Origin of the sequence: Mucilaginibacter sp. 3215, assembly GCF_050433785.1 — a bacterium.
GTDB lineage: Bacteria > Bacteroidota > Bacteroidia > Sphingobacteriales > Sphingobacteriaceae > Mucilaginibacter.
This window is the reverse complement of the sequence record NZ_JBNPWO010000027.1, coordinates 1-16,936: the sequence shown is the minus strand read 5'-3', so window position 1 is coordinate 16,936 and position 16,936 is coordinate 1. Positions and strand designations below refer to the sequence as shown.

Below are 16,936 nucleotides of genomic sequence, written 5' to 3'. Positions count from 1 at the left end.
AAAATATTTTAAGTTTTTAATGATTTATATATAAAAATTGTGTTTAAATGAATGTTTTTGTGCTGTTTTTGTTTAATTGATAAAAAAAATTGGTTTGGTTATTGATTTTTGAACAGAATATTATGATTTGATGGTTTTTGTGAGAAAATGAAAATTTGATGAAAAATTAGACGAAATTTTTTTCGATAAATTTAGTTTTATACAAAATATAATATAAGTATATCCGTTATAATTGAAATTTAATTCTGAAACTATGCTTATCACCAAATTTGATTTGTACAATGCCGAGTGGCTCGACCTTGTATTTGACCATCGCAACAAAAATTACGGCGCTTATGAATTAAGACAAAGCTATGGGCGTACCATGACAAAATCCATGGGGATCGCCTTTGCGGCAGTAGCCCTTTTATCGGCTGCAACCATTATTTTTAAGGCAAAGCCGAAGCCAATTGATAATAGGCGGATAATAGAAGTAAAACTTGATCCTTCCATCCCCAAACCACCTGTTGAGGCTAAACCCAAGCAACCGGATGCTCCTGCTCCAATGGAGCATCAAAAGCCGGCTGCCCCGGTTGAAGCAAAAGGATTCACCACGCCGCATATAGTTCCAACTGATCCGCCAACAGACCCGCCAACTATTACCGATTTGAAAGATGCAGCTATTGGGCCGGCTGATGTAAAAGGAACTCCTGGGGGAAACACTGTTATTGAGCAGCCTCAGCAAGGGGGAGGTGGCGGTGGCGCCGGAAAAGGAGAGGAGGTTGTTACTGATTTCGGTGGGCTTGAGGTTATGCCCGAACCTGTTGGCGGGGCTGCAGCCTGGGCTAAGTTTTTGCAAAAAAACCTACGCTTTCCGGGAGCCGCACAAGATGCGGGTGTTTCAGGCAAAGTTCTTCTGAGTTTCATTATTGAAAAAGATGGCACTTTATCAAATATAAAGGTGGACCGTCCAGCAGGCTATGGTTTTGATGAGGAAGCTTTACGTGTACTTAAATTAGCCAAAGCCTGGAAGCCGGGCGTGCAAAACGGCCAGAATGTACGGGTTAGGTACAGTATCCCGATAAGCTTTCAGTTAGCGACAGAAGAATAGGTAATAATTTGCTGTGTGTTTTTAATTAAATGTGTGTTATATAGTAGCTAACTGTTTCGGCCCCGCTTACGCGGGGCTTTTTTTTATCCATCATGCCTCCCGGAAGTTGTTTAAGAACAGATAAAACATTTTTGGTAGAGACGCATAATTGCGTCTCCCATAGGACAAGCCGGTTTGTAGGTCATTAAGTTCAGGAATTTGCATGTGGGAGACGCATGTGATGCGTCTCTACATAAAAAACAAAATTCGTCATTGCGGGTAGCCACCCTGGGGAACCCGGAAAAAGTTGCGGTGATGTATAAAATAGGTTTTAGTGATGGTGCGCGGGAGCCGCGTTAGTGATAGGAGCGGATACCGGCCTTGTGGCTAATGCCTGTGCAGTATGAGCGTATAGCACGGCCGCAGGCAACGCCCATACATATAATATTGACCAGGAGAACGCATTTAATGATCAGTAATTTACTGTCGCGTTATTTAAGTAATGAAGTAATGGTGCCTTTTTTTATAAGATCTTCATCAGGCTGTTTTTAAAAAGCCTCTTAATACCTCATTATATAAAGACTGTGCCGAAACTATCGCCGAGTATTTTCCACTTTCCGTTATTACAATAAAGGGATCTTCATTGGCGAACAGGGCGTTTGTTTGTTGCTCATTATCCCAGTTTTTGTCTATCTGTTTTTTTATCAGTACCGGCTTAAATAAATTATCAAGGTGTACGGTGCTGATATGCTTTGCGCCGCCCGTGCTTTCAATAGTTTGGCCAAGTTCGTTCTGTAAAAGTTGCTCGGCTAATAATTCGTTAGGTAAACCGGTGGTGTTTGAAAATGCCATCCAGGCGTGGCTTAGGGCAAGTATACCCTGCATCCAGGGCGGTGGCGGCGGCGGAGGATAATAACTGGCAGGCGGCAAGACGGCTAATGGACCTAATAATGCCCATTGCGCGGCAGCCGCACGGGCGGCATAAAAGGTTCTTAAGTATCGCGGGTCTTCTTTTAGCAGCTGTTCCAGCAGGTCGCCGGGACGGGCCCAGCCTAAATAAGTTTGCTCTCTTGCTTCGACAGTTGCTACAAAAACAATTTTATCGGGCTTTTTTAGGCGGTCGGCGCCGGCCAGCAAAACTAATAACCGGGTTTCCCACCAGGCATGGCCATCTTCAAGGTCGATCACCGCGACGCCCGAAGAGGTGGCCGCGCGCAGTGTTTCGAGGATATTGGAGGTGCCGCTATCTGCAACATACTGTCCCCGTACCCCAATATTGGCGGGTACGGTAAAACCCGAATTTGACAGTTGCTGGATTTTTGAAAAGTCGATCTTGAGGTCGCCATAGCCTATGCTACCCCCGCGCTCAATAACTACATTGAGGATTGCGAGGACGATAGGGAGCAGGCTAAGGATAAAAATACCGATCAAAACGGTGTTATTGGCCGAGTCGGCAGGCCAGCCTGTATAAACACGGAGCACCCCCGTGAGCAGCAGAAGTACCAATAAAACAACAACGGCGGTAATGATACTCACCTTTGGCGTAAACGGCCAAAAACTATGATCGCGCGGTTTCATTTATTTCGCCAATTGTGCTTGTGTAAATTCTAATTGCTGGTTGGTATGGTTTTATTGTTGTTAGATGAATGAAATTATATATAAATTATTGAAAAGCAATGCGTTAAATCACGTTTTAGGTGTACGGTTTTTACGCGAATGTAAAAAGCGGCGTTATTTTACTGACAGCTGAGCCTGAACAGAATTATTTTGCAACTTCAGGAGCCGCCTGTGCCATTTCCCTTATAGAAACCCAACCGTAAGGGCTGTTTTTATACCTTACAAAAACGGTCATTGACCTCCCCCGGCCTACAGACGGCTTGTCGCCATTTACCGGGGTTGCCCTGAACGCGAATATGCAGGTTTCGATAATGGTGTTGCCATTAAAGGCGGTACTTTCAACCTGGTTCTGGATTAATTCCATCCTGGATGTACGGAACATGGCCGTTAACTGCCGGGCCAGCTGCGCGCGACCGGTAACCACATTGCTACCGCCAAAATATTTAACAATATCGGGATGGTGCAGCGCTACTATAGCCTTTACATCACTGTGAGCAAAAGCCGCGGTAAAAGCGGCCTTGGTTTTTTCAAGAGCATGTTTGTCGGCGGCAAGGTTATCACTTTGGGGGGCTGTTGAGCAGCCGCAAAATATTAAAGCGATGAAAATAAGGTAGCGTAATATTTTCATACCGGTTATTGGTTTTTGATAACAAAATAGCGAATGTTAACGGTATGGGTTTTGGGAATTGATGATTGTATTGGGATAATTGACGAGATGTAGGTTGGGAGGGATGAGAGGGGCGGATATTGATATAGCGTGCATTGAATCATTATAATTTATTTACCCATAATACTTTACCATAGGTTTCATTTGTTAACTTTATGAATCAATCTTAACCTATATATGAAAATACTTACCGAACCCATCGGGAGCATTCCGCGCCCGGTTTACTTGCAACAAGCCATGACAGCCTTTGCAGGCGGACAAATTAAAGCCGACGAATTAAATAACCTGTTCGATCGGGCTACGCGCGAAACTATTCAGGAACTGGAAGCAACAGGTTCGCCCGTGATTAGTGATGGCGAGCAATCAAAACCAAGCTTTGTTACTTACCCAATGCAGGGTTTTAAAAACTTTGCCGCTGATGGCGTGGTGATCCCCTTTGCTGACGGGCATACCCGCCAGTTACCCAAACTAACCGCCGGCCCATTTCATTACACTACTTTTGCAAATTCATACCTAAACCAAGCCAAAAAGTATGCTACTTTGCCGGTGAAGCAGGCTGTTATTTCCTGCTCGGCCATGAGCCTGCTTTATCCGCAGGAGGGCATCGACGGTTATTCGCGCGATCAGTTCCTTACCGATTTGGTGAACGATGCGGTGTATGATATCCGCTCATGCCTTGAAAGTGGCGCTTATAATGTACAAATTGATTTTACCGAAGCCCGCCTGGCCATTAAGTTAGATCCCAGCAAACAACTGCTATCGGCTTTTATCGACCTCAATAACCAGGTACTTGACCGCTTCACTGCCGAAGAACAGAAGAAGATAGGCGTACACACTTGCCCCGGCGGTGACCATGACTCAACCCATAGCGCCGATATTTCTTATACGGAACTGCTCCCGCTGCTGTTTAAACTCCACGCCGGTAATTTTTACCTGGAATATGCAGCAGAAAAGGATAAGAAAACGGTGCTTAATGCTATTAAAGAAAACCTTGGAGCAGACCAGCGGGTATTTCTTGGTGTTACCGATGTGATTAATCCCAAAATAGAAACTGCCGAAGAAGTAAGCGACCTGGTCCTGGAAGCTGCGCAGGTGATTCCTGTTCAACAACTGGGGACTACCGACGATTGCGGTTTTTCGCCATTTGGTGATGATACTTCAACTGCGAGGGAAATTGCTTTTGCCAAGATCCGCGCCAGGGTTGAGGGGACTAAGTTGGCGGAGAAGGTATTGGGGAGGTAGAAGGTTTAAATATCTGATACTGGTTCAAGTTTAGCGGTAGCATAACCCGGACCTAAAACAATGTAAGCGTCCTGCTTGCGGTTTAAGTTGATATTTTTTTTATGGATTTGGGTTAAGCTGAAAGCTTAACCCATTTTAGGACGATGTTACGCCGTTGCTAAACTTTGACCAGTAAACGATTCTTCAAAAATTATTTTACCGCTATTTTCTTATCATACTCAGCCTGCAGTTCATTTATTTCATCGTAATAATTCTTCTTATCAGCAAAAACCATCGGATTATAAGCGCTGCCGGGCTTGTGTTTGCTGAGGAGATCAAATTGGGAACCATGGGATGCAACCCAGATATCAAATTTTAAATCCTTCATTGCTTTTAAGGTATACGCATAGTCTTTAGCGATGTTAGGGTAAGAAGGTATATCTGAAAACTTTTTATCGGTAACGATAGTGGGCATGTTGGCGATCAAAACCCTGTAGTTTCGTTTATTATCTTTTGCATCAAATAAATAGCTGCAGGAACCTTTGGTATGGCCCGGATGGTGAAGTATAGTTAGTTTCATGTTACCCAGCTTAATACTATCGCCGTTGTGTAAAATACGGTCTGCTTTTACAGGCCTGAATGTGCGCACATCCCCTTTAAGATCATAATCGGAAAGACCGCCATCGGCTGCTACCGCCGCGTCGCCTTCATCTACCATCATTTTGGCTTTTGTGATCTTCTTTATCGCCGCCATAGCGCCCATGTGATCAAAGTGTGCCTGCGTTGTTAAAAGAATTTTTGTGTCTGAAATCCTGAATCCCAGGGTTTTGATATTTGCTGTGATTTGCTGTTCGGAAGACGCAAGCCCGGTATTGATCAGGATATTGCCTCCGGAAGTGGTGATGAGATAACAAGCCAGATCGGCAGTGCCTACATAATAAAGATTGCCTGCGATTTGAAAAGGCGGAAAGGAGCGGGTCCATTCCGGGTGCTTTGCTGCTGATGGTTCCAGTACCCTTTGCGCCTGGACTATTAAAGCGTTGCAGAAAAATAATAACAGGATAAGCGTTCGTTTCATTTCATCAATCTTTTAAAGGTGAAAGGATTTATTTATGCGCGCATGGTGATGCAACAAAAATGCAACAAACTCGAAAGTATTTGCAACATACGCGTAAGTGTTTTTTTTACCGGTAATGTAGCTTTGTAAGCTAATTGCATGTGCGTTATAGCCCCGGCAACAAAGCCTGCAATTTACACTAAACCTAATATCCATTAAATACCCTATGAAAAACACTTATCCATCCGGGCTTTATAGCCTATCGTTTAATGCTTTGAAAATCAGTAAATTAATTGCCATTGCAGGTCTACTGCTTTTTGCCGCTTGCAAAAAGGATGCGCCGTCTGTAACTAAAACAAACAATGGTACAGATACAACCGGTAAAGGAACAGGTACCGGAACAGGAACAGGTACAGGTGGAGGAACGGGTATCATTATTGATACCCTAACCCCCAGCAAAGTTGCTGTTGCCGCTTTAGATGATGAGGTAAATACCTTTATGACTACTTATGATGTACCTGCGGTATCCGTAGCGATTACCAAAGGCGAAAAGCTGGTTTACCTGAAAGCTTACGGCGTAAGCGATAAATCTAAAGGTACCAAAGCTGTTATTAGCGACCGTTACCGGTTGGCCAGCTGTTCAAAACAATTCACGGCGGTTGCCATCATGAAACTGCTTGAGCAGGGCAAAATAAAACTATCGGACAAAGTATTTGGCGATGGCGCTATTTTAGGTAAAACCTATGGTACTAAAGCCTATGGCTTACACATTGCCGATATTACGGTTGATGAATTGCTGCACCACACCTCGGGCGGCTGGGGGAATGAAACAGATGACCCGATGTTCAGTAACCCGACAATGACGACGGCACAGCTCATCACCTGGACTTTAGATAACCGCCCGCTCGATCATGTACCAGGTACCAAGTACGACTATTCTAACTTTGGATATTGCATATTGGGGCGTGTAATAGAAAAAATTACCGGGCAAACCTATGCTGAAGCTGTAAAAACGTTGGTTTTAACTCCAATCGGAATTACGGATATGACCATTGGCGGTAACACACTGGCCGATAAACAGGCCAAAGAAGCTACCTATTACGGTCAATCCGGAGAGGATCCTTATGCTTATAATATTACGCGGATGGATGCGCACGGGGGCTGGGTTGCTACCGCTGCCGACCTGGCCAGGTTCCTGGTTTATATTGATAAATTCCCCGTAAGGCCAGATATCCTTACCCCGGCTTCGCTAACCACCATGTATACCGGCTCAACGGCCAATGCGGGTTATGGATGCGGCTGGGCCATTGCAGGCGATAGCTATTTTCACCAGGGAAGCCTGCCGGGTACGGCTACAGAACAAGCCCGTTTGGGTAACGGGTTTAATTTTGTGATCCTGACCAATACACGCAGTTTCAAAGCTAATTTCGATTTTGCCCTTGATCAGATCTTCTGGAAGGCGTTCGCCAAAAATCCAACCTGGGCTACAGGGGATCTGTTTCTTAAATAGTAATAGTTAATAGTTAAGTGGTTACATCCCCTCGCCGGTTGGGAGACCGGTGGGGGATGACTTATTTTTGCTTCAGTTTTGCAAAGAAATCGGTAATAGTGCCAATAACCGCGCATGGCGAATTGGCCGGGCAGTTACTAACTACGGGAACATAAAAAATCCTTCGGCTACCGGCCTGCCCGTCGGGGCTTATCTCTACAACGTAGGTTTCCTCACTGATACCGCCGCAATTACACTCCTGCTTGTTGATGTTTTCGAAATTTTTTGCGGTCAGCTTGCTCATGAAGTTGTTCATGGCGGCATCAGCTATGTATTTACCGTTTTCGACTGATAAAGGTTTGCCTATTTGCGCATGAGGTACTTTTTTAAAGTAATAACACTTAGCTGCCAGAAGTGTTATAGCCTTAACCTTATGGTCTTTTTTGTGGTGCGGATTGTACCGGTAGATGATAACCTGCTTTGAATTTAGGTTTGATGGAGATTGGCTGGCGGTTTGAGCAAACGAGTTCCCGGTGCTTATGATAAGCAAGGCTGTTGATATTATTTTTATGAATATTGACATGGGTTAAGCCTTAAACACTTTTGCCAAGAATCTGCCGTGCCTCTATGCCTGCGGCTGTCTTAGTTATGTTCGATTTGGTAATTGGTTGAATAAAATTAGGGAATGGCAATTGTTTTTGTTGCTGTAAGGTCACGGGTACGCCACGCTTTTTGCCGGCGCTGCATATTTGCGCTGGTAGGGATTTAGTTAGTCGTCAATTGAATTATCTTCAATTACAGGATCACACGGCGACAACAATATGTCTTCGTGTTCTGTGATGATGCCCTTCGCTAATCTAAAAACCCTGTATTTATTCCAGAAAGCTTCATCTTCCGGGAGTCTAACATACAACAATCCATAACTTGATGGAGCTAATTCTGCCACCTTTTCATAAATTTCGATCACAGATTCAAGATAGCCCAATCTATGATTATGACTGCCGCCGATGAAATAAACAAATGAGCCATTCATTCGTTTAAGTTCAATGAATTGATTATGAATATCAAAGTCAGTGATTAAAGGTTTCATCATTTCTTGAAATTGCTCCAAATTGTTTATCACAGAGCGTTCTTTAAAAGTAGAATCTAATTCCACTGATATCCACCCATTAAATTCAATCATTTCATTAATATTTTAATTGTCAGTTTTACTACATACTCTTTCGAATGCGGTTTGCTACCGCAAAGCTATAGAAAAGGTAACTCTTTTTTTGCTTAAGTACTCTTCGTCTTGTTTGTGACCTAAACGGGGGCCACAAGCGAGGACACTTGCGGCAGCGGGGGATTGGCAATTGTTATTGTTAGCATCTTATTTCACAATAAATCAAAATTTCAAAATAAATAACCACTTGTGGTCTTTCTTTTTGAAATAATAGATTATACGACGCTGACTGTTTAGTGAATCATATGCTATCGTATCAGCATTAATTTTCATTAGGTTTTTGCCAATGATTTGGCATTCCAGTTTGGGTTTTAGATCAAAGGCTTCAAAGAAATCCCGGATCCTGGAAAACTCTTCTCTTTTATATTCAAGCCAGCCTTCGGATTTTAAAAAACTAACGCTATTGAGCGAGCCATCTTTGTCAAAGTTTTCGATACTTTTTATATGGTAATTATTCTTTTTGTATCTTATTGACTCATTTAAAGGAGGTTGTGGAAAAATTTTTTCTACCACAATAGCTGTTGTTCGCTCTTTAACCTGAATCTTATGCGGTTCGCCGAATAAGATGATTGTTAGCAGAAATATCAAATGGTTTTTCATCCTTTGGTTTGTTGGTACCCTGTAGCTTCATGATATGCTAAGTTATTTAAAATGCTTTACAAAGTCACGAGTACACCACGCTTCTTGCCTGCGCTGCATACTCGCGCCAGTTGGGGGGAATGGCAATTGTTTTTGTTGCTGTAAGGTCACGAGTACGCCACGCTTTTTCCTGCTGCTGTATATTTATGCCGGTAGGGTGGTTTTGTTTGACATGTGATAAGCAGCTAATATTACTTGTATCTTATCTCAGTGGGCTAAATAAATCTATTAGTTCAGTTATTCTAGAGGAAAATTGATTTCTTTCATTTTCACTGATCTCTGGAAAAATAATTGCTAATTTTAATATGGGGATTACTTGATCCCCCATTATTAATACAGATTGAGTGTTTGAAATTTCATCCCACATATAGGTAACAAACCAGTAAGCAATTTTCGAAGACGTAACTCCTCTTAAAAATGTATCCAATGAATCTTTTTTACCGTCTCTTTTAACCCTTGTAGTATAAGATTCAACTAATTCTTTCGTCGAACTAGGTGATTTAGAACTATATTTTGCAAATAGATTTAAAGCTCTATGTGTTAATCCTATGTTTCCAGATGCGTGGTCAAAAATGGCTTTAACGAAAAAGATTATGTCATCACTAGATAAATGACTTTCACTATCTTTATCAATTGCAAGGTTCATTCTTGTGATGCCAGCCCCAAAGCTTCCAGTTAGATATGTGATTTTTCCATCGAGAAACTTCAATGATGTAAATAGTTTGGGGCTTATCTCTATCTTTTCCTTGGTAACAGTTTGGAGAGCGCTTTTAACAAGTTGAAGAGCATATTTTAAATTCTCATTTCGTCCCTCTAAAATACTCGCGCTTTGAAAAAAAACCTCAATTTGCTGGCTTTTAGGGAGAAAAATTGCATCAGGATTTGTAAGTAGCCTTAATGAAGATGATGCAATTAATTTTTTCTTAAAATTACCATCTTGATTTAATTTTTCAGTAAGAAAATCAGTTGTTAGAGGAAGGATAAAAAAGGATCGTTTTTCGATATCATTGTGAAAGAAAATAAGGCCAGCGTTTTCTAATTCATTCATTCCACTGTCGACTTCTTCTATAGATTTTCCTAATAAAATTGAGACGTTATTGGTATTAGCATTTTCTCCTAAGAAGGGAACACAAAGTGCAACTTCTCTCCCAGTAACGCTCAAGCTGTCATACATAGTGGAAAAGCAAAAATGAAGGAATTCTTTTTTTGTAGAATTGTTCTTCCTTATTTCAGATGAGACCTCTTTTAAATTCTTAAATTTATTTACCATTGAGGCTGCCCATTTTATAGCTAGTGGCAGATAGCCGGTAGCATTTAATATTTCATCAACCTCTTTATTTTCTTCGATATATTTATAATATTTATAAGATTCTAACTCTTCGTATAAAAGACTTCTTGCATTGGTATGACTCATTGCCGGAACAGGTATAGGTCTCGCACCAATATCTCTCATAATCCTACTAGTCACTAGTACTTTAACGGGCTCAGGGACTTCATCTTTGAGAAATTTCCACACCTCGTTATCTTGTATTTCTTCGATGTTATCAAGAAAGAGAATACCAGGTATTCCTTCCATTTGACTTATTATCTCTTTTTTAAGCTCATCACTGTCTTTATTAGTTATATCTAAATCAAATACTTCCGCGATATCTTCCAATAATTCAGTCAGACCTGAAAAGCCAGCTTGCCTTGTTACTATTCTATCATGCCAAATCTTATTTTTAGCTGATGTCGAAACGATAAACATATATTTACAGGAATCTCCATTGCCGTAAATCTTTCTTAATGTTTCAATTGCTAAAGCTGATTTTCCAACTCCCCCCACTCCATCTAATGAAATTATAAAATGACGACTATTTAAAGCTGCAATAACCTCTGTTATATTTTCATCTCTCCCGATCAATCGACGATGGTGCGGAGAGAGTAATCTATAAAAGGGCTTATCTACTTCATACTGATAGGCACTTATATGCTTAAAAGAGGCATCTAGAAAAAGCCTCTCATAATCTGAAGGCTCACGACAGATTTTAGTTTCATCACCAATTCTTATATAATAATCATCCTTTTTTATAAGGAGTTTTCCTTTTACTTCTGGCCCGTTTGTATGTACAGGAACCGGCTGTCCGCTGCGTTTGGGGATAAATATCAAGTAGATTACTTTATTATTGATAGAAATAGCAATTTGTTCTTGAAATATATTTACAGTATTTCCTACATATCTTTTTAATTTGTTTTTTAACTTAACGGAGTCTACTATTTTAGCTTTGTATATCCCCTTTACTATGTAATCGTTATTTATTCCAAAAATAATGCATCCTCCCTGTGAGTTGTGAAATGCCAAAACAATTGTCGCCAGTTTGGCTAAGCCTTCTTGACTATCTAAATCGATATCTTCTTTGTAATCCCAAAACTCTGTTTCGTTTTTGTTTTTTGCATGAGTTTTGTCTTGAGTTAGTAATACACTTGAAAAATCATGATGAATGGATGAGTTCTTTATAGATTCTAGAATACAGGATTTTAATGTATTTCTCATTCCGTTTATATTGTCCATGGCTATTATTTAGGCTCAAGCAAGATAAAAATATATTACTAATTACTTAACATAGCGTGAATGTTTGTTTTAATATATGCCAAATATTAACTATTGTCTTCCCAACTGGTGCGAGTATGCAGCTCTGGCAAAAAGCGTGGCGTACTCGTGACTTTTATGTCAATGATAAATACGGCAAAAATCAAATGTGATAATTTAACAATTTTAAACCTTAATAATGGTGTCGCTATTCTGTCAGTACCTTTTGCAACTAAAGCGCTGATTGCAGAAAATCTCCAAAAAATCATAAAAAATGAATGAAATAAATGGAAGATGAAAAATCGATGGTTTGATCCCTTTTTTACTCATTATAGTTTTATTGGCTGATTATGAGATCTTTAATAGTGTTTTAGGTAAAATGGTAGTTATCTGATTATCAACGTGTTTCAATAAAAAGATGTCCCGCGTTTTCACACTCAAAATTTGGAACATCCTCATTTTTAAAAAAAGACGCCGGAGATTTTTTTATTTTTTTTTCGGGAATCAAAAAATTGGGACAGCCACTTTGTTACAATTGAATGCCTCAACTTATACAAATATGTGCTCATACCTTTCGCCTTTCAGCTTTTACCTTTCACCTAAACCTAAACTCCCTTTCACCTTTCCTGCTTTTTTCATACTTTTGCGCATCCTTTCAAATAAAACAATATTACATTGGAGCACCAGGAATTAACCACCGTTGAAACCGCTAAAGATCTGGGCCTTTTACCCGAAGAATTTGCACGTATAAATGAAATATTAGGGCGTGTGCCCAACTTTACCGAGCTTTCTATTTTCTCGGTTATGTGGAGCGAGCACTGCTCATATAAAAATTCAATTACATGGCTTAAAACTTTACCAAAGGATAGTCCGCGGATGCTGGCTAAGGCAGGTGAAGAAAATGCCGGTCTGGTTGACCTTGGCGACGGCATTGGCTGCGCCTTCAAAATCGAATCGCACAATCACCCTTCGGCCCTTGAACCATACCAGGGTGCCGCGACAGGCGTTGGCGGTATTAACCGTGATATTTTTACCATGGGCGCAAGGCCAATCGCCCAGCTCAACTCATTACGTTTTGGCGACTTAAGCCTCGACAAAACCAAATGGTTAGTTAAAGGAGTAGTTAAAGGCATTAGCCACTATGGTAACGCTTTCGGGATCCCAACCGTTGGCGGCGAATTATTTTTTGACGATTGCTATAATGTTAACCCGCTGGTTAATGCTATGTCGGCCGGTATTGTTAAGGCCGGCGAAACCGTTTCTGCTACATCATACGGTGTGGGCAACCCGGTTTATATAGTTGGTTCGGCTACAGGTAAAGACGGGATCCACGGTGCCGCCTTTGCTTCTAAAGATATTACCGAAGATTCGGTAAACGACCTTCCCGCCGTACAGGTAGGCGACCCTTTCCAGGAAAAACTGTTACTGGAAGCTACCCTTGAGGTTATTAAAACAGGTGCCGTTGTTGGTATGCAGGATATGGGCGCTGCCGGTATCATATGCTCAAACTCAGAAATGAGCGCCAAAGGCGAGCACGGTATGCGTATCGATCTGGACAAAGTGCCAACCCGTCAGGATAACATGAAACCTTACGAGATCCTGCTTTCTGAATCACAGGAACGCATGCTGATCGTGGTTCATAAAGGCAGAGAAAAAGAAGTTGAAGACATTTTTGATAAATGGGACCTTAACTGCGCCATTATTGGTGAAGTTACTGATACCAAACGTTTGGAGTACTTTATGCACGGCGAAAAAGTTGCCGATGTGCCTGCTGACGACCTTGTATTAGGTGGCGGTGCCCCGGTTTACCAACGCGAATACCGCGAGCCTGCATACTTTGCCGAAAACCAGAAATTTAATATCGACGACGTTGCTGAGCCTGCAAATTTGGTTGAGGTTGCCGAGCATTTGGTTGGTCATCCTAATATTGCTTCAAAACATTGGATAACCGATCAGTACGATAGCATGGTAGGCGTACAAACCATGACGGCCAATCGCTCATGCGATGCTGCCGTTGTTGCCGTAAAAGACACCGACAAAGCTATCGTATTAACTACCGACTGTAACTCTCGCTACGTATACGCCGACCCTTACAAAGGTACCGCTATAGCCGTTGCCGAAGCTGCACGTAACATTACTTGCGCCGGTGGCGAGCCGGTGGCTATTACCAACTGCTTAAATTTTGGTAACCCTTACATTCCTGAAGTTTACTGGCAGTTTGTAAGCGCTATTAAAGGTATGGGCGATGCCTGCCGCAAGTTTGAAACCCCTGTTACCGGCGGTAACGTGAGTTTCTATAACCAGTCGGCCGATGGTGGTTCGGTGTTCCCTACGCCAACTATCGGCATGCTGGGTGTGATGGACAATGTCGATAACATCATGACTGCCGATTTCAAACAGCCAGGTGATCTGATCTATCTGATCGGCGAATCGGTTAATGATATCGCTTCATCACAGTACCTTGCTTCATGGCATAAAGTAACCAAAGCACCTGCACCGCATTTCGATATCGATAAAGAGTACGATATGCAGCAAACCGTTAAGGAACTGATCAAACACAAAGTGGTTGAATCGGCCCATGACGTTGCAGATGGCGGGTTATACATTGCCCTGTTAGAGTCGGCCATGCCTAACGGTCTTGGTTTTGATATAGCTACTGACGATAGCATCCGTAAAGATGCCTTCTTATTCGGCGAAGCACAAGGCAGGGTAGTGGTAAGCGTTGCACCCGAGGAGGAGGAACGTTTTGTAGAGGTAATGGCTACCAGCGAGGTTGAGTTTACCCTGCTGGGTACTGTAACCAACGGTGGTTTAACTGTTGATGAAGAAGCCTTTGGCCATGTTACCGACTTGAAAATGGTTCACGCTAACATCCTTCACGGTATTTTAGGCGAATAATGTTAAAACTTAACCGGGTACATCATATAGCTATCATCTGTTCGGATTATGCAAAATCCAAACGGTTTTATACTGAGGTACTCGGCTTAAAAATAGTTCGTGAGGTTTACCGCGAACAACGACAATCATACAAACTCGATCTGGAAGTCGGCGACCTCTACCAGATCGAGCTTTTTTCTTTCCCCGATCCCCCTGCACGTCCCTCACGTCCTGAAGCGGCAGGTTTACGTCATTTAGCTTTTGAGGTTGATGATCTGGGTGAGGCGGTAGCGCATATCTCTTCTTTTGGAGTTGATATTGAACCTATTCGTGTAGATGAAACTACGGGCAAACGCTTTACATTTTTTGCCGATCCGGATGGTTTGCCGCTGGAGTTGTATGAGATCTAATTTAGGTAGTCGTGCCGAATTTATTTCGGCATCCCACAGGACAAGTCTGCTTCGTTTTTAAATAGATTTTGTTGGTATTAACAATCATTGGCCCGCTCAATTGCCGCGGGGTGGCTTTGTTCTTTTGTCTTGATACAAAAGAACCAAAAAATCAAGTCAGCAGATAGGCTTCTCTGCGCACAGGCCTCTGCCCTGCAAACCGGGCAGAACCACGAGCTGCAATTATTTTGCCCTACCCGCGCGTGGCCAATGCTTCTGCAAAAACTTGCTATGCCCCTGCAGCCGCACAAGGCCAACATTGTTCTGCCCGCTTTCGCCCGAAGCCTACCTGCTGACGAGGAGGGGAAGAGATTCAGGACAGTGAGAGCCAAGAAATAAGAAAAGAAATTACGACTTCATGAAAGGATGGATCTTTGGGCAAATAAAATAATGTTATAAATCCCAAAACGAAAGCGGGTAAAGGCCCGGCAAAAAAGCGGGCCAGGGAGTATGGCCTGTGGGTTGAAGCTTTTTTTTGCCTTGATGTTTGGTTACTTTGCATCTAAGGTAAAGTAACTGGCCCTCGCCCGGCCAAGAGGGCGACGATGTAAGTTATTTAGCAGAAATGTAGTTTATTCCCAACCAATGGATAACTTCGCCCTCATGTTCCGTTTCAAACAATTCAGCGTTGACCAAACCGCTTGTGCCATGAAAATCAATACCGATGGGGTATTGCTGGGCGCTATGGCCGGCGAAGGAAATCCGCTAAGCATACTTGATATTGGCACCGGAACCGGCGTAATCGCCCTGATGCTTGCGCAGCGTTTCACGAATGCCAAAACAGATGCGGTTGAAATTGACGAACAGGCCGCTGCAACCGCGAAAAGCAATTTCAGCAATTCGACCTTTGAAAACAGGCTTACGCTTTACGGGAAAGGGTTCGAACGGTTTTTTGAAGATCATCCTGAAAAAAGATATAACCTCATTGTATCTAATCCACCATTTTACATTAACTCCCTGCAATCGCCGGGAGCAAAGACCAATCTGGCCAAGCATGCTGATGAAGGCTTTTTTGAAAGATTGATCATATCGGTGGCAAACCGGCTCACAGAGCAGGGTAGTTGTTGGCTGATACTGCCTGTAGATACTTCAGCACTGGTGAAGAACCTCTCCTTACAAAGCGGACTCCATCTGCAAAAGGCAATCGGCATTCACTCCTTTAAGAATGATGCCGCACACCGGGAAATTCTTGCTTTTGGAAAAAACGACACGCAGACGATAGCCGATAAATTTGTGATCTACAGCGAACCAAAAGTATACACAGAAGCATACCGTGAAATGTTAAAAGATTTCCTGACGATATTTTAACCCCTATCTTGATTCTTGCATCTTAATTCTTACCTCTTACTACGTATCTTTATCCCATGACCCGCATAGGCCTAATTTCTGATACTCACAGTTACCTCGACGATGCCGTTTTTAAACATTTTGAAAACTGTGACGAGATCTGGCATGCCGGCGATTTCGGCACCATTGAACTGGCCGGCAAGCTTGCCGCTTTCAAGCCGTTAAAAGGCGTATATGGCAATATTGACGATAAAGATGTACGAGTTGTTTACCCCGAACATTTACGCTTTAAATGCGAAGATGTAGATGTATGGATGACCCACATCGGGGGCTATCCCGGTAGGTACAGCCAAAATATCAAAGCCGAGATTTATAGTAATCCGCCAAAGCTTTTTATCACCGGGCACTCGCATATTTTAAAAGTGATGTTTGATAAAAAGATCAACTGCCTGCACATGAACCCTGGCGCAGCCGGGAAGCAGGGCTGGCACAAGGTACGTACCCTGTTAAGGTTTAACATTGATGGCGATAAGATCCAGGACTTACAGGTGATTGAGCTGGCAGGGTAGGAAATAAAAAGCTTTGTCATTTTGAATGAGCCGAATGGATTTGAGCATTGGGGCGAAAGAGAAATCTTCTACGCCTTGTAAAGCAACGATGCATGGCTTAAAGCATGAGGTATAAGATCGTATGCATGAAACAGTTAAAGAAGAGTTCTTGAAAAAAAGGTTGTAGATTAAAGTAAACAACTAAGAACAAACACTTTAAATCAA

At 42.3% G+C, this 16,936-nt stretch carries 14 protein-coding genes; 7 read left to right on the top strand and 7 right to left on the bottom strand.

The window, feature by feature from the left end:
- Positions 1–253: 253 nt before the first annotated feature.
- A complete protein-coding gene (locus tag ABIC84_RS25985; RefSeq protein WP_426586032.1) occupies positions 254–1,090 on the top strand; it encodes an energy transducer TonB in 837 nt (278 codons plus the stop codon).
- Positions 1,091–1,606: 516 nt separating this feature from the next.
- Here the strand turns inward: ABIC84_RS25985 and ABIC84_RS25980 are convergent.
- Positions 1,607–2,647 (bottom strand): hypothetical protein, encoded by a 1,041-nt coding sequence (locus tag ABIC84_RS25980; protein ID WP_188832826.1) that lies wholly within the window; start codon positions 2,645–2,647, stop codon positions 1,607–1,609.
- Positions 2,648–2,831: 184 nt separating this feature from the next.
- On the bottom strand, positions 2,832–3,314 hold the full coding sequence (locus ABIC84_RS25975) for a YybH family protein (protein WP_429265468.1): 483 nt from the start codon (positions 3,312–3,314) through the stop codon (positions 2,832–2,834).
- A gap of 216 nt (positions 3,315–3,530) precedes the next feature.
- On the opposite strand from ABIC84_RS25975, the gene ABIC84_RS25970 reads away from it, so the two are divergent.
- Positions 3,531–4,595 carry a cobalamin-independent methionine synthase II family protein gene (locus tag ABIC84_RS25970; RefSeq protein WP_429265467.1) on the top strand — a complete coding sequence of 355 codons (1,065 nt, stop codon included), beginning with the start codon at positions 3,531–3,533 and terminating at the stop codon, positions 4,593–4,595.
- Between the two features lie 190 nt (positions 4,596–4,785).
- On the opposite strand, the gene bla is transcribed toward ABIC84_RS25970, so the two are convergent.
- The gene (gene bla, locus ABIC84_RS25965; RefSeq protein ID WP_429265466.1) at positions 4,786–5,652 is read right to left on the bottom strand and encodes a subclass B3 metallo-beta-lactamase; all 867 of its coding nucleotides are present in this window, start codon (positions 5,650–5,652) and stop codon (positions 4,786–4,788) included.
- 205 nt (positions 5,653–5,857) lie between these two features.
- Here bla and ABIC84_RS25960 point away from each other — a divergent pair, with 205 nt between their 5' ends.
- Complete coding sequence (locus ABIC84_RS25960; protein ID WP_429265465.1) at positions 5,858–7,141, top strand: serine hydrolase domain-containing protein; 1,284 nt, start codon at positions 5,858–5,860, stop codon at positions 7,139–7,141.
- Between the two features lie 61 nt (positions 7,142–7,202).
- On the opposite strand, the gene ABIC84_RS25955 is transcribed toward ABIC84_RS25960, so the two are convergent.
- The 4 genes from ABIC84_RS25955 to ABIC84_RS25940 all read right to left on the bottom strand — a co-directional run bounded on the left by ABIC84_RS25955 (position 7,203) and on the right by ABIC84_RS25940 (position 11,532).
- A complete protein-coding gene (locus ABIC84_RS25955; protein ID WP_429265464.1) occupies positions 7,203–7,703 on the bottom strand; it encodes a hypothetical protein in 501 nt (166 codons plus the stop codon).
- Between the two features lie 186 nt (positions 7,704–7,889).
- A complete protein-coding gene (locus ABIC84_RS25950; RefSeq protein ID WP_429265463.1) occupies positions 7,890–8,303 on the bottom strand; it encodes an Imm7 family immunity protein in 414 nt (137 codons plus the stop codon).
- 201 nt (positions 8,304–8,504) lie between these two features.
- The gene (locus ABIC84_RS25945; RefSeq protein ID WP_429265462.1) at positions 8,505–8,942 is read right to left on the bottom strand and encodes a hypothetical protein; all 438 of its coding nucleotides are present in this window, start codon (positions 8,940–8,942) and stop codon (positions 8,505–8,507) included.
- 241 nt (positions 8,943–9,183) lie between these two features.
- The gene (locus tag ABIC84_RS25940) at positions 9,184–11,532 is read right to left on the bottom strand and encodes an RNA-binding domain-containing protein (protein ID WP_429265461.1); all 2,349 of its coding nucleotides are present in this window, start codon (positions 11,530–11,532) and stop codon (positions 9,184–9,186) included.
- A gap of 693 nt (positions 11,533–12,225) precedes the next feature.
- Here ABIC84_RS25940 and purL point away from each other — a divergent pair.
- The 4 genes from purL to ABIC84_RS25920 all read left to right on the top strand — a co-directional run bounded on the left by purL (position 12,226) and on the right by ABIC84_RS25920 (position 16,732).
- Entirely contained in the window at positions 12,226–14,448 is a 2,223-nt protein-coding gene (purL, locus tag ABIC84_RS25935; RefSeq protein WP_429265460.1) for a phosphoribosylformylglycinamidine synthase subunit PurL, read from the top strand.
- Entirely contained in the window at positions 14,448–14,837 is a 390-nt protein-coding gene (gene gloA2, locus ABIC84_RS25930; protein ID WP_429265459.1) for an SMU1112c/YaeR family gloxylase I-like metalloprotein, read from the top strand. Before purL ends, gloA2 begins: the two co-directional genes overlap by 1 nt.
- Before the next feature lie 624 nt (positions 14,838–15,461).
- A complete protein-coding gene (locus ABIC84_RS25925) occupies positions 15,462–16,184 on the top strand; it encodes a tRNA1(Val) (adenine(37)-N6)-methyltransferase (RefSeq protein WP_429265458.1) in 723 nt (240 codons plus the stop codon).
- Positions 16,185–16,240: 56 nt separating this feature from the next.
- Positions 16,241–16,732, top strand: coding sequence for a metallophosphoesterase family protein (locus ABIC84_RS25920; RefSeq protein WP_429265457.1), 492 nt, complete (start codon positions 16,241–16,243; stop codon positions 16,730–16,732).
- Positions 16,733–16,936: the final 204 nt, after the last annotated feature.